The 13,198-nt window shown below is 62.2% G+C and carries 12 protein-coding genes; 5 read left to right on the top strand and 7 right to left on the bottom strand.

Annotation, left to right across the window (positions count from 1 at the left end; genetic code table 11):
- Positions 1-211: 211 nt before the first annotated feature.
- The 3 genes from B0G83_RS05170 to B0G83_RS05160 form a co-directional block, all read right to left on the bottom strand.
- Positions 212-1,927, bottom strand: coding sequence for an ABC transporter ATP-binding protein (locus B0G83_RS05170; RefSeq protein WP_105506303.1), 1,716 nt, complete (start codon positions 1,925-1,927; stop codon positions 212-214).
- A gap of 77 nt (positions 1,928-2,004) precedes the next feature.
- Positions 2,005-2,976 (bottom strand): ABC transporter permease, encoded by a 972-nt coding sequence (locus B0G83_RS05165; RefSeq protein WP_105506302.1) that lies wholly within the window; start codon positions 2,974-2,976, stop codon positions 2,005-2,007.
- 40 nt (positions 2,977-3,016) lie between these two features.
- The gene (locus tag B0G83_RS05160) at positions 3,017-3,997 is read right to left on the bottom strand and encodes an ABC transporter permease (RefSeq protein WP_105506301.1); all 981 of its coding nucleotides are present in this window, start codon (positions 3,995-3,997) and stop codon (positions 3,017-3,019) included.
- A 38-nt stretch (positions 3,998-4,035) separates the two neighbouring features.
- Here B0G83_RS05160 and B0G83_RS39055 point away from each other — a divergent pair, with 38 nt between their 5' ends.
- Positions 4,036-4,170 carry a hypothetical protein gene (locus B0G83_RS39055; protein ID WP_258167707.1) on the top strand — a complete coding sequence of 45 codons (135 nt, stop codon included), beginning with the start codon at positions 4,036-4,038 and terminating at the stop codon, positions 4,168-4,170.
- Between the two features lie 115 nt (positions 4,171-4,285).
- On the opposite strand, the gene B0G83_RS05155 is transcribed toward B0G83_RS39055, so the two are convergent.
- The 4 genes from B0G83_RS05155 to B0G83_RS05140 form a co-directional block, all read right to left on the bottom strand.
- Positions 4,286-4,630 carry a DUF3088 domain-containing protein gene (locus tag B0G83_RS05155; RefSeq protein WP_105506300.1) on the bottom strand — a complete coding sequence of 115 codons (345 nt, stop codon included), beginning with the start codon at positions 4,628-4,630 and terminating at the stop codon, positions 4,286-4,288.
- 42 nt (positions 4,631-4,672) lie between these two features.
- Entirely contained in the window at positions 4,673-5,890 is a 1,218-nt protein-coding gene (locus B0G83_RS05150; RefSeq protein WP_105506299.1) for an acyl-CoA dehydrogenase family protein, read from the bottom strand.
- Between the two features lie 193 nt (positions 5,891-6,083).
- On the bottom strand, positions 6,084-6,677 hold the full coding sequence (locus B0G83_RS05145; RefSeq protein ID WP_105506298.1) for a DUF4865 family protein: 594 nt from the start codon (positions 6,675-6,677) through the stop codon (positions 6,084-6,086).
- 54 nt (positions 6,678-6,731) lie between these two features.
- Positions 6,732-7,889 (bottom strand): rhodanese-like domain-containing protein, encoded by a 1,158-nt coding sequence (locus B0G83_RS05140; protein ID WP_105506297.1) that lies wholly within the window; start codon positions 7,887-7,889, stop codon positions 6,732-6,734.
- A 383-nt stretch (positions 7,890-8,272) separates the two neighbouring features.
- Here B0G83_RS05140 and B0G83_RS05135 point away from each other — a divergent pair, with 383 nt between their 5' ends.
- From B0G83_RS05135 to B0G83_RS05120, 4 genes are all read left to right on the top strand, one after another.
- On the top strand, positions 8,273-9,475 hold the full coding sequence (locus B0G83_RS05135) for an LLM class flavin-dependent oxidoreductase (RefSeq protein WP_105506296.1): 1,203 nt from the start codon (positions 8,273-8,275) through the stop codon (positions 9,473-9,475).
- Positions 9,476-9,549: 74 nt separating this feature from the next.
- Positions 9,550-11,187: an ABC transporter substrate-binding protein gene (locus B0G83_RS05130; RefSeq protein ID WP_105506295.1), complete on the top strand. Its 1,638-nt coding sequence runs from the start codon at positions 9,550-9,552 to the stop codon at positions 11,185-11,187.
- Positions 11,184-11,438 carry a hypothetical protein gene (locus B0G83_RS05125; RefSeq protein ID WP_146120159.1) on the top strand — a complete coding sequence of 85 codons (255 nt, stop codon included), beginning with the start codon at positions 11,184-11,186 and terminating at the stop codon, positions 11,436-11,438. The genes B0G83_RS05130 and B0G83_RS05125 overlap by 4 nt, the downstream gene beginning before the upstream one ends.
- A gap of 90 nt (positions 11,439-11,528) precedes the next feature.
- On the top strand, positions 11,529-13,175 hold the full coding sequence (locus B0G83_RS05120; RefSeq protein ID WP_105506293.1) for an ABC transporter substrate-binding protein: 1,647 nt from the start codon (positions 11,529-11,531) through the stop codon (positions 13,173-13,175).
- Positions 13,176-13,198: the final 23 nt, after the last annotated feature.

Here is a 13,198-nt window from a genome sequence, read left to right as displayed (position 1 = left end):
CGCGAAACAATCGCGCGGTTGAGCGTAAGGAACATGGGCCGGTACTCGCGTCAAGGCGAGCCGGCCCGTGCCTGTTCCCTTCTCCCCTGCTATGCCGGCGCTAACGCTGCCATACCGTTCCGCGCCGTCATCACGACGTCACCGAAGCCATGGTTGACTCCCGTCGAGATCACCGAGCGGGGCGTAATCGCCAATCCGGCCGGCATCCGGATCAGGCGGCCTGTGCGTCGAAAGTCTTGCCCGGAATCGCTGCGAGCAGCGTGCGCGTATACGGATGCTGCGGCGCTCGCCAAATGTCCCGATGATGCCCGCTCTCCACAATCCGCCCTGCCTGCATCACATGCACGCGATCGGCGATATAGCGCACCACTGAAAGATCGTGCGAGATGAACAGATACGCGAGGCCGAGATCGCGTTTCAGATCGACCAGCAGATTAAGAATCTGCGCCTGAATCGACACATCCAACGCGGACACCGGTTCATCGCAAATCAACAGATCGGGTTCAAGCACGAGAGCCCGTGCAATGCCAATGCGTTGCCGCTGACCGCCCGAAAATTCGTGCGGAAAGCGGCCGAGCGCTGAAGCAGGCAATCCGACGCGGTCAAGCATGGTGGCGATTCGCGAGCGACGCTGCTGCGCGTTGCCGATGCCGTTCACCACCAGCACCGTATCGAGAATCTCCGCCACCGTGCGGCGCGGATTGAGCGACGCATACGGGTCCTGAAACACCATTTGCAGGTGACGCCGCAGCGGCCGCAAGTCACGCTCGCCCAAAGGCACGAGATCGGTGCCCCGCAAACGGATTGCACCGCTCGCAGTCGGCACGAGCCGCAGGATCGCTTTCGACAGCGTCGATTTCCCGCAGCCGGATTCGCCCACCAGCCCGATCGTTTCGCCGCGCGCAATCCGCAGCGACACACCATCCACGGCGCGCAGCGTGGTTTTCCCATGACGTTGCAGATAGTCGATCCGCACGTCCTGCAATTCGAGCAACGGCGCTTCGCCGGCCGCCGCGACACGTTCGGTGCGACAGACATCCGCCACATACTGCCCGGAGCGGACGGAACGCGGCACCACCGTGAAGCTCGGCTTGCCGTCGTCGCCGATTCCGTGGCGGATTTCCGGCAGTTTCCAGCCGCGATAATGCAGGTCGTCCGTGAGATTCAGTGATGCGCCCAGCAGACCGCGTGTGTATGGATGCCGCGGTTGCGTAAAGAGCCGCTCGACTGGCGCCTCCTCGACCTTTTCGCCCGCCAGCATCACCGCGACGCGGTCCGCGTGCTTCGAGACGATACCGAGGTCGTGCGTGATCAGCAGCAAGGACATGGACAGTTCGCGCCGCAACCCGTCGAGCAGGTCGAGAATATGCGCCTGAATCGTGACATCGAGCGCGGTGGTCGGTTCGTCCGCAATCAGCAGACGCGGGCGGCAGGCCACCGCCATCGCGATCATCACCCGCTGCCGCTGACCGCCGGACAGCTCATGCGGATAGTCGAACACGCGCCGCTGCGGCTCGGGAATCCGCACCTGCGCCAGCAGTTCGACCGCGCGCTTCCACGCGGCGACTCTGGACAGGCGCTCATGCTGCCGCAAGGTCTCGACAATCTGCACGCCGATCGACAGCACGGGGTTGAGCGACGTCATCGGCTCCTGGAAAATCATTGAAATCTGCCGCCCGCGAATCTCGCGAATTTCGCGCGCCGACAGATCCAGCAATTCGCGGCCGTCGAAGCGCAAGCTCCCCGTCACGCGTCCCGGCGTGGGCACGAGGCGCATCAGCGACAGCGCGGTCGCCGATTTACCGCAGCCCGATTCACCGACCAGCGCCAGCGTCTCGCCTTGCGCGATATCGAAGCTCAGGCCGCGCACGGCTTCATGCGCGCCAAAACTGACGCGTAGGTCGCGTACTTCAAGCAGGTTTGCCACGGTGCATCCTTGGGTACGTTGTAGGCCATGCCATTGACCACCTGTTGGCCAGCTCATCAATCCGGTGTCGGGCGTTTTCAGACGCGTTCGCGCAGGCGCGGATTGAGCGCGTCGTTCAGGCCGTCGCCGAGCAGGTTCAATGCGAGCACCGCGAGCACGATCGCCGCGCCGGGGACGGCGGTCAGATACCAGGCGGTGCGCAGCGAATCGCGGCCGGCGCCGATCATGCCGCCCCAGCTGGCCACGTTGGGGTCGCCCATGCCGAGAAACGACAGCGACGACTCGATCAAAATCGCGCTCGCCACCATCACCGACGCAGTCACGATCACCGGCGGCAACGCGTTTGGCAAAATTTCGCCGAAGATGATGCGCGCGTTGCTAAAACCCTGGCTGCGCGCCGCGAGCACAAAGTCCGATTGGCGCAGCGTGCGGAATTCGGCGCGCACGATCCGCGCGACGGTCGGCCAGGAAGCGATGCCGATGGCGAGCGCGATGATCGTCACACTCGGTTGGCCGATTGCGACAATCACGATCACCAGCAGAAACGACGGCACCGTTTGAAAGAGTTCGGTCACCCGTACCAGCACGTCGTCGATCACACCGCCGAAGAAGCCGCCCGTCGCGCCGACCAGCGTGCCGATCACGAGGCCGATTCCCGCCGACGCCGCGCCGATCAGCAGCGACACGCGCGTGCCGTGCGCGATGCCCGCGGCCACGTCGCGTCCCAGTGAGTCCGTGCCGAGCCGATAGAGCGGATCCACACCAGGCCATTCGAACGGTGCCGCCACCATATCGAGTGGATCGCCGGGAAACAGGTGTCCGGCGCTGAGCGCGAGCGCAGTGAAGATGGCCAGCAGGACGAGTCCGGCGAGCGCCGATGGGTTGCGCATCAGTGCACGCCAGACGCCGCGCCCCGCCGCGGCGCGGCCTGCCGCAATAGCCGTGTTGCCGCGCCGCAGGCCGAACAGCGTACCGGTCAACTCACGCCGCCATGGCGATACTTCGGCCTCGGGCGCTGTGGGAATCAGATTCGAAGAGTCGGAAGCCATGTCATCCTTCTGAAAAAACCGCAGGCGTCAGCGCGATCTGTCACGCGACGCGGGGATCAAGCCAGGCCTGCAACAGATCGACCAGAACATTGGCGACAATCACTAGCAGCGACGACAGCAACAGCACGCCGAGCAGCACGCTGAAGTCGCGCGCCATGACAGCGTCGAGCGCGAGGCGCCCGAGGCCCGGCCAGCTGAACACCGTCTCGGTCACTGCGGCGCCGCCCAGCAAGGTGCCGAAATGAATCCCAACGGTAGTCGTGAGCGGCATCAGCGCATTGCGCAACACATGCCACACCGTCACGCGCCACGGATGCAAGCCCTTGGCCTGCGCGGTCCTCACGAAGTCCTGGCGTTGGACTTCCAGCATCGCGGCCCGCGTCAGCCGCGCGTAGATCGCGACGAAAAACGTCGCCAACGTCCCGGCCGGCAGTAGCAGGTGCCTGGCTGCATCGGCGAAGTAAGCGAAACCGTGGAGCGGGACACCGAGCGTAATGTTGCCGCCGCTCGGCAGCCAGCCCAGATGCACCGAGAACTGCACGATCGCGAGCAGCCCAATCCAGAAGCCCGGCGTCGAATAAAACAACAAGGCCAGCACGGACAGCACACGGTCCGGCCACTTGCCGGCCCAATGGGCCATCACCGCGCCGAGGACCACGCCCGCCACGATCGCGATCGATAACGCCACGCACATCAGCAGCAGCGTATTGGGCAAGCGCGACACAATCAGCTGCATCACCGGCATGTCGTAGCGCGGCGAATAACCGAGGCTGAAGTGCGACAGATGCGCGAGATACGACCACAGTTGATGCAGCAACGGCTGGTCAAGGCCAAACTTCGCGCGCAGCACCTGCATCGTTTCCGCGGTCGCGGAGCCGGACTCGCCGGCCAGCACGTCGGCGGCGTCGCCCGGCATCAGCTTCAGCAGGAAGAAGTTGAGGATCACGATGCCGATCACCGTCGGCAGCGCCTGCCACGCGGTTCGCCGGAGAACTCCCCTAAAACGCAAACCTCGACTCATCGCGTCGCTCCTGTCATGCGTTCAGATAGACATCCGCGATGTTTGCCTTCGAGGCCTTGCGCGGACACGGTGTGGTTGTGAACGCGCCGGTTCGCGAGCGTGATCATGCGTGGTGCGATGAGGGCGAGAATCGGCAGAGCGCGACAAACAATCTGCTGGAACCGCTGATCTGACGCATCCGTTTCGATGCGACGCGCCTCGATCGCATTCCTGATCGAGGCGCATTGTTTCCGCGTTGCGTCATGACGTCACGCGGAATGGCGTGTTCTGTCTCCGAGTTCGATCCCATCAATGCACTTTATGGAACCCGTGACGCTGCGCCAGCAGATCAAGAATGCGGCGCGTGTCCGTCACGAAGCGTTTCTCGCCCAAGGTCTGCGCATCGGCAGGCGCGGGATACTCGTCTCCGAGAATCAGCACGGGCAGACTCTGGTGCTCCGCGTCGAGCGCTTCGATCACTGGAGCGCGCGGTCGGGGAAACGGCAGCCGGCGAATTTCCAGGCGCGCATTGAGCGCCGGGTCGCTCGCGAGCAAACCTTCAATGGGCGCCCCGTGCGGGCAAATGAAACGCTCACCGGGATGTTTCGGATCGGTAAATCCCGGTTCCAGCAGTAACAGCAAATCTCGGCTCATGGTCTGCCATGTTCGTAATGGATGAATGGATGGCGACGCGCTTTAAAACACGCGTCCTTCCGTCAGATGCGTGGTTATTCCGTTCAATTCGTAATCGCCGATCACGCGAGCTTTGTGCAGCAGCGGGTTGTGGCTGAAGATCGTGCGCAGATTGCGCCAGTGCCGGTCGAAATTGTGTGCGCGGCTTGTGGCCGAAGCACCGCCAATCTCGAACAGGCGTTCGCCGGCATACAGCGCCAGCTTGCTCACCACGAGTTGCGTTTTGGCCGTGGCCAGCGCCCCTTCCAGCACCCTTTCTTCCGCGTTGACGGCGCCGCTGTAGATCGCATTGGCCGAGCGGTCGAGAGTACGCGCATTCTGCGCGACCAGCGCGTCTATCGACAAACTGTGCGCCGCCAGATCGCCCACCACCTGCTGCACGAAACCGTCCGCGCGCGCGGAAGGCGCCGGGCTATGCAGCACCGGGCGGCCATATTGCGTGACGTAGCGCCGCGCATCTTCCACGATGTTGCGTACGATCCCCGCGGCGACCGTCACCAGATGCAACTGCCGCACCGCGCTGCCATGCCGTCCGGCGAGACTCGTATAGCCGCGCGTCGCGATCTCGTGAGAAAAAACCTGGACGTTGTCGAGCACCAGACTGCCGCTCGCCGTCATGCGTTGTCCCATGCCGTCCCAGTCATCGAGCACCTGCACTCCTTCGCGCGACACCGGAATCACGATCGACACCTTCTCGTCGCTCTGGTCCTGCACGTTGATCCGCGCATAGTCGGAGAACGCCGTGCCGGTCGAATAATACTTCTTGCCTGTCACACGGAAGTGCTGACCGTCGCGTACCAGTTTCGTCCCGATTTCGCCGGGCCTGGAGGTGCCGAGCTCCGTCGAGGCACCGCCGAAAATCGCCCCTTTCTGCACGCGTTCAATCTGCGTGTCGTTGAAGACCGAGCGCGGCGACAACAGCAATTGTTCGGTCAGATCGTAGTGAATCCGCAAAGCGTGCGCGACATTCGATTCATGCGCACCCAATGTCGCGATCACATTGAAGAGATCTTCCAGCGACCCACCGAGGCCACCCCACTCCACCGGAAACCGGAGCACCGCCAGACCCGATTCGCGAAACAAGGCAAAGCCGTCGAACGGCAACTCCCGCCGCACTTCACGTTGCGCGGCGTCTTCGCCGATCGCCCTGGCCACCGCCGGCAACGCGGCCAGTGCCGCCTGAAGCTTTGCTCGCGCCGCGGCGTCCTGAGAGGCCTGCATGCCTTGATTCCTTATTAAAACGCACGGACCCCACCGGATCCGGCTGTTAGCGCTCGGAGCGTGATTCCGCACACGCGGAGGGAGGGCGCAGATTGCCGAATCAGTATAGGGACGCGGCGCGTCATGCAAAACCAGCGAATTGAGCTATGAATATGCGCGATTCTGAAATGCGCGCCGTAACGCGAAACTCGCGTCACGCCGCGACGGGATGGGTCGCTCGCGCCGCCAGTTGCGCCAAGCCCGGCGCGGCCAGATAAGCGATTTCGTAACCCACCCCGTGCTCTACCGCGTGCAACGGCGCTGAGCTGAGGGTAAACCGTGCAAGCTGCCAATTGAGCACGTCGACGCCGACAAGCGAAACGACCGTATCGTCACGCTGCGCAATCAGCACGCCCCGCGCGGTCTCCGCGGCCCGCAGGTCGCCCAGATCGCTGCCTTCGTCGACCGGCACATCCTCCCGATAGATGGACAACGCGCGCCTAGGCTGCCCGGTGTGGACGGCCAGCGGCAACCACGTCCGCACCGGCGGGCGGCCAAACGACTCGATCACCGGCTTGAACCGCGGCCCAGTGATGAACTCAGCCGCGGCATCGTCGCGCAACCATAAATAGATCGACGTATATGCATTGTGATGCGCGCCATGCTGGCCGCGCTCACGTAAAGCAAAGGCCTTGAACGCGAGACCCTCGGTGTTGTCCCAGACGAGGCCGCGTGTGCGGCCGCGCTCGCGAATCTGCGCCATGTCGTAGTCGAACGGAAGACGGTGTTCGTATTGCTTGATCAGCATGATCTGCCTCCATGAAATGGCGAAACTTCAGGTTGCCAGAACACCGCGACGCCTTCAATGCTGGGGTTCGTATAACTGTGATGACGATACCGAATCGCCAATACTGACTTCGTTCGCGAGCGCCGCGAAGCCAGGCAATGCGCCCTTGAACACATGCACGTCCCAGCCGCGATGTTTCAGCCAGTAGGCGGTGGTAAGCGCCCGTGTGCCGTCGTCGTCGATCAGCACGACGCGCGCGCCACGCGTAGCGAGCGTTCGATACGTCACACCGAGCAACTGGCCGCCAGGTGATGAAATCGACCCCGCCAGATGGCCCGCTTCGTACTCCTGCGCCGAACGCACGTCGAGCAGATAGGTTGTCCGTATTTCACTCTCGGCGAGCCATACGGCCACGGTATCGCGTTCGACCACGGAAATGCCGCCACGCGCGGCAAGCTGACCCACCCGCTCGGTGCCGAACGCGGCGGCGCTCGCGCTGGCACGTCCGCGCGACGTATCCGGGCCGCTGGCGAGTTCAAACGATGCGCGTGTCCAGCCGACCGTGCCGTCTTCGAGCAGCGCGACCTGATTCGGCACACGCGCATCGATCAACGTTTGCGCCCCTATGACCGCGCGCGGCAAGCCTGCGCACGAGACGACCACGAACGTGTCGGGACTCGGCACGTTGTCGAGAAAACGCTGCAGAATTTCTTCGCCGGGCGCATTGACCGCGCCAGGCACGTGCGATTGTGCGAATTCAGCCGGCGTGCGCGTGTCGATGACGATCACGTCCTTGCCCTCGGCGCGTAAAGCTTGCAGTTTTTTTGCGTCGATCGACGGTGTGGCGCACAAATCGCGGATGCTGCCGGCAAATATGTTGCCCGGAATATCGAAGGTGGGCAGACCGGCCCCGTCACTCGCGTTCCATGCAGCTACGCCGCCCGCCAGGGTATAAATGTCGCTGTAGCCAAGCCGTTCGAGAATCTGCGCGCCACGCGCGGCTGTGCCGTCGGCGCTGTCCACGAGCACGAGGCGCACGGAACGGCGCGGCACGAAATCGCCTGCTTCCGCCTCAAGCCGCGCAAGTGGCAGATTCGTCGCAAACAGCGGGTCGCCCTTGCCGAAATCGGCCTCGGTGCGTACATCCAGCAGCGCCAGTTCCTGTCCGCCGCCCAAGCCGCTTTGCGTGAGCCACGTTTGCAATGTGGAACGATGAATCTCGCGAATGCTCATGGATATCCTGTCAATGTTTGAAGAAGTGGGGAGACGCAAAGGTGACCCGGCCGCTCACGGCTCACCCCGCGTTGTCATGCCGGCGCCATAGATATAGATTCCGGCTTCAGTCTTTCCAACCAATATAAAGAGCTTTTTAAAGCGCAAAAAGTACTGACGAGCATTCCTATTCATTTCACATGATTGTCAATAACTCACACCATGAACAATTACTTAGCATGATTCGTTCGTTGGCAAGTCGAACGGCGCCGTGATTTACTCGGCACCTGTTCGGCATCTGGATCGATAGAGCGCTGCCGCAACGCAGGAATTGCCTGGCAAACGGCACGCACCGACATTCCTGCATTCGTTTTTGAATTCTCAGGACATGCCCCCAATACGTCATGGCTGAATCAAACGTCGTCGATCAACCGGTTGGCCGCGATACGAAACAGGCATCGCCTTTCGTGCCCGTGCACTCGCCCCTGGAATTTGCGCAGAGCCCCGCTGCACGCCTGCTCGAACAACCGCTGAATCTCGGCCTGTTCCTGCCGATTCAGGCCGGTGGCTGGAGCGCGTCCAACTTGCCGCGCAGCACTGACTGGTCGTTCGATTACAACGCCGCGCTAGTCAAACAGGCCGAAGGCTTCGGTTTCGACTTCGTCTTCGCGCTGTCGCAGTGGTTGCCGAAAGGCGGATATGGCGGCGTATTCAACGGGGAAGCGCTCGACTCGTTCATGTCGCTCGCGGCAATGACTGCGACCACCGAACGCATCATGCTCGTCGCCACCAGCCATGTGCTGTACGGCCCGTGGCATCCGTTGCACTTCGCCAAATTCTGCGCGACGCTCGACCACATTTCGAAAGGCCGCTGGGGCGTCAACGTGGTGACCGGGCACCGCGCGGTTGAACATGAAATGTTCGGCTGGCAACGTATCGAACACGACAAGCGTTATGAACTGGCGGCTGAATTTCTCGACGCGGTTCAACAATTGTGGGCGCAACCGGATAATTTCTCTTTCCAACCGGAACTGTCGAACTGGCGGCTCGACGGAGCGTTCGTCACTCCGAAGCCGCGCTATGGCCGCCCTCTGCTTGTCAACGCAACCGGCTCGACTGCCGGTATTGACTTCGCCGCGCGCTATTCGGATTTCATCTTCATCACAAGCCCCGAGGGCTCCGACGTCGAAACGGCGATCGCCACGCTACCCGCGCACACCGCTCGCGTAAGAGCCGCAGCTCACGCGCACGGCCGCACAGTCCGCACCTTGCTTAATCCCATGGTGATTTGCCGCGAAACCTCAGCGGAAGCGCACGCGTATCGCAGTGCCATCGTTGCGAATGCCGTGGAAGGAAACTTCGACCGGTTCAACAGCGATGCGCACGCCTGGCGCAATCAGGCCGACCGTGCGCAAGTGGCCCGACGGGCGGTGGGCGGAAACATTTCGATGGTCGGCTCGCCAGACGAAATCATCGACTACTTCCGGCGTCTGCATGCGGCAGGCGTCGATGGCATCCAGGTGAGTTTCTATGACTTTGCGCCGGACCTCGAATTCTTCGGCCAACGGGTCGTGCCGCTGCTGCGCGAAGCCGGACTCAGGCATTGAGCGCCGGGCACCCACGGTTGCCACGCCCGCACCTATCTCAAGCTCCTCTTCGATACGCGATGCCACTCTACGCCATGCCGCGCCCGCTTCAGAACGCCCTACGAACTTCGCTTCTGAATTCACTATGCCGGCTCACCAACACCGCGCTCGCCACGCTGCTGACGGCATCGCTGCCGGTCACGATCACGCTCGCCGCGCATACGGTCGAAGCGCAAACGCGCGGCGGTACGTTAAATGTCGTGGTAACGCCGGAGCCCACCACGCTGGTCAATCTCGCGACCACCGCGACCAACGTGATGCAGGTCAGCCCGAAAGTCACCGAAGGGCTACTCGATTACAACCTCGATCTGCAACCGCGTCCCTTGCTTGCCACGTCGTGGGACATTAGTCCCGATGGCCGCACCTATACGTTCCATCTGCGTCATGGCGTCAAATGGCACGATGGAGAGCCTTTCACGTCCGCGGACGTGGCCTATTCGATCGAGACCTTACGCAAGGTCCATCCGCGCGCGCGTTCGACCTTCGCCAATGTGTCCGACATCGCAACGCCCGATGTGTACACGGTCGTGCTGCATCTCGCGCGACCCACCTCGTATCTGATCAAGGCCTTTTCCGCCTCTGAAACACCGATCGTGCCGAAGCATATATACGACGGTACTGACGTCCTGGCGAATCCGGCAAGCAACGCGCCGATCGGAACGGGCCCGTTCCGCTTTGTCAGATGGGTGCGAGGCAGTTACATCGAATATGTGCGAAACGAAGAATACTGGGACACGACCAAACCCCACCTCGACCGGATCGTCGTCAAAGTCATAAGCGACGCCGCCGCGCGCTCGATCGCACTGGAAGACGGATCGGTGGATATAGGTGGTGAGACACCGGTGCCGTTGTCCGATCTTGCCCGCCTCAAAGCCGAGGCGAGGCTCGGTATCGAGACCCGGGGTTACGCGTTCGAAACCGGCGTGGTGCGGGTCGAGTTCAATCTCGACAATCAGTACTTGAAGCATCTGGCGGTACGTCAGGCGATTGCGTCCGCGGTGGATCGCGACGTGATCCGCAACGTGATCTATTACGGCTACGCCAATCCGACCAGTGGCCCGATCATTCCCGGTCCCTATGCGGATCCGTCGCCGAGTCCGTATCCATACGACCTGAAACACGCGAATGCGCTCCTTGATGCCGCCGGCTTCCCGCGCGGCGCCGACGGCATGCGCTTTGCGCTGGCGATCGATCCGTTTCCCGGCAACGACGCGTACAACCGCATCGGCGCGTATCTGCGCACGTCGCTGAAACGCGTAGGCATTGCGCTGACCGTACGCAATCAGGACTTGCCGGCCTATCTGAAGCGCGTGTACACGGATCGCGACTTCGATATGAGCGTGCACGGAATGAGCAACCTGTTCGATCCGTCGGTGGGTGTCGCGCGCCTTTATACAAGCACGAATTTCCGTCGCGGCGTACCGTTCACGAACGGCTCCCACTACAGCAATCCGGAAATCGACCGCCTGTTTCAGCAGGCCGCCGACGCCACCAACGAAGCTCACCGCAAGCAGGACTTTCTCGAGATCCAGCGCATCGTCAAGCGCGATCTGCCCGATCTCACGCTGGCATCGCCGCAGTACGTCACGGTATACAACCGCACGCTGCACGATCACACGTTGTCGGCTGACGGAACCGCATCGAGCTTTGCCGATGCATGGATTCAGCGATGAGCATGCCCCCGTCGCCAGCGTGCTTTCGGTTAGTGCAACCCGGCACGCGCAGCCTGCCGCCGCGCCTTGTCCGGCAGTTCCGCCGCATGCTGGTCCACGCATTGCCGACCATGGCCGGCGTGGTCGTGCCGAATTTCGTCCTGATGAAGTTGGTGCCTGGCGACGCCGTCCTGCCCGGCACGCCGCTGTTCGCGTCGGTCACGGTGATCGTCGCCAATATGGCGGTCTATCTGCTCCGCGCGTCGCGTTGAAAGGTCTTCAGCCGCGATGCATGGCAGGCAATCACAAGCTGTCACAGAAGCCATCGCTGTCAAGCTCAACAGGTCCACTTATAAAAAATCATGACCATCAATAGAAGAAAATTTCTGCATACCTCGGTAACACTGCTTTCGGCTGGTGCAGCCGTCGCACTGCCGCGTCTCACCGCTGCGGCAACACCACTAACACCCGCAACGCCCGCGGCGTCCCCGTCGAACCAGCCCGTCGACGGCGGCACGCTGACCTATGCCGTGCCCGAAGACGCTACCCAACTCGTATCGTTTCTCGACACCAACACGCGCAACCGCAACATCAGCGCGAAAATCACCGAAGGCCTGCTGCGTTACGACAGCCAGTTCAAGCCCCAGCCGTTACTTGCCACGTCATGGGATATCAGCGCCGACGGCCTGCGCTATACCTTCAGGCTGAGGCCGAACGTGAAATGGCATGACGGTCAGCCGCTCACATCGGCGGACGTGCGCTATTCGCTGCTCACGCAACAAAAGCTGGGTCCACGAGGACGCATCAGTCTCGCCAACGTCGAACGGATCGATACGCCCGATTCGCTGACCGCGGTAATCGTGTTGGCGAAGCCCGCGCCCTACCTGATCAAGGCGTTCTCGTCCGCCGAGTTGCCGATCGTGCCGCAACACCGTTACGGCGACAGCGATCCGCTGACTAACCCTAACGCGACCGCACCGATTGGCACAGGTCCGTTCATCTTCGATAAATGGGTACGCGGCAGCTATGTGAGCCTGCGCCGTAATCCAGACTACTGGCGCACAGGGACGCCGCATCTGGAGCGCGTCATCTTCAAGGTCGCGAGCGACCCCGCGGCGATCTCAGCAGCGCTCGAAACCGGCGAAGCGGACGCGGCAAACAACGTCGGCCTCGCCGACCTCGCCCGCCTCGCGCGCAATCCGCAGCTGAAGGTGGACGACAGCTACGACGCGTATCTGAACAACGGCGCGTTCCTCGAATTCAACAATGAGCATGCAGCGCTCGCGAAACCCGAGGTACGCCACGCGATCGCGCAGGCCATCGATCGCAACTTCATCCGTGACAACATCTATTACCGTCACGCGAGTCTGATCGATTCGCCCGTGCCGCGCGTGCTGTCCTCTTACTACGAAGACAGCACCTTTCGCTATCCGTTCGACGTGGCCGCGGCGAACACGGCGCTCGATCGCGCCGGCTATCGACGTCAAGCCGACGGCACGCGCTTCGCGTTGCGCCTCACGTATCTGACCGGCGGCGACCTGAAAAATACAGCCGCTTACACGCGCTCCGCGCTCGCAAAAGTCGGCATCAAGGTGACGATTCTCGACGGCGATCTGCCGACCTTCCTGAAACGCGTGTACACCACGCGAGAGTTCGACATCAATCTGAACGGACTCGGCCGTCTATACGACCCGAGCGTTGGCGTGCAGCGTTTCTACTGGGGCGACGGCGTCAAACATCCGCTTGTGTGGATCAACGCGTCGCACTACCAGAATCCGGACGTCGATCATCTGTTCGTCCAGGCCGCGGTCGAAACCGACGAGAACCACCGCGCCGTACTGTTCAAACAGGTGCAGCGGATTGTCGGACGCGACCTGCCGGTATATCCGCTCGTCAGCATCCCGTCGATTCAGGTCTACAACACGCGTGTGCGCAATCTGAACAACAGCGTCGATCTGATGGCCGGCGACTTCTCCGACACCTGGCTCGACATCAAGGCAAAGACCTGATCCTCGCGCGAACCCAATTCATC

Source organism: Paraburkholderia sp. BL21I4N1, assembly GCF_002973525.1.
Lineage (GTDB): Bacteria > Pseudomonadota > Gammaproteobacteria > Burkholderiales > Burkholderiaceae > Paraburkholderia.
The sequence above is the reverse complement of the archived record's forward strand: the minus strand, read 5'-3'. Positions and strand labels throughout refer to the sequence as shown.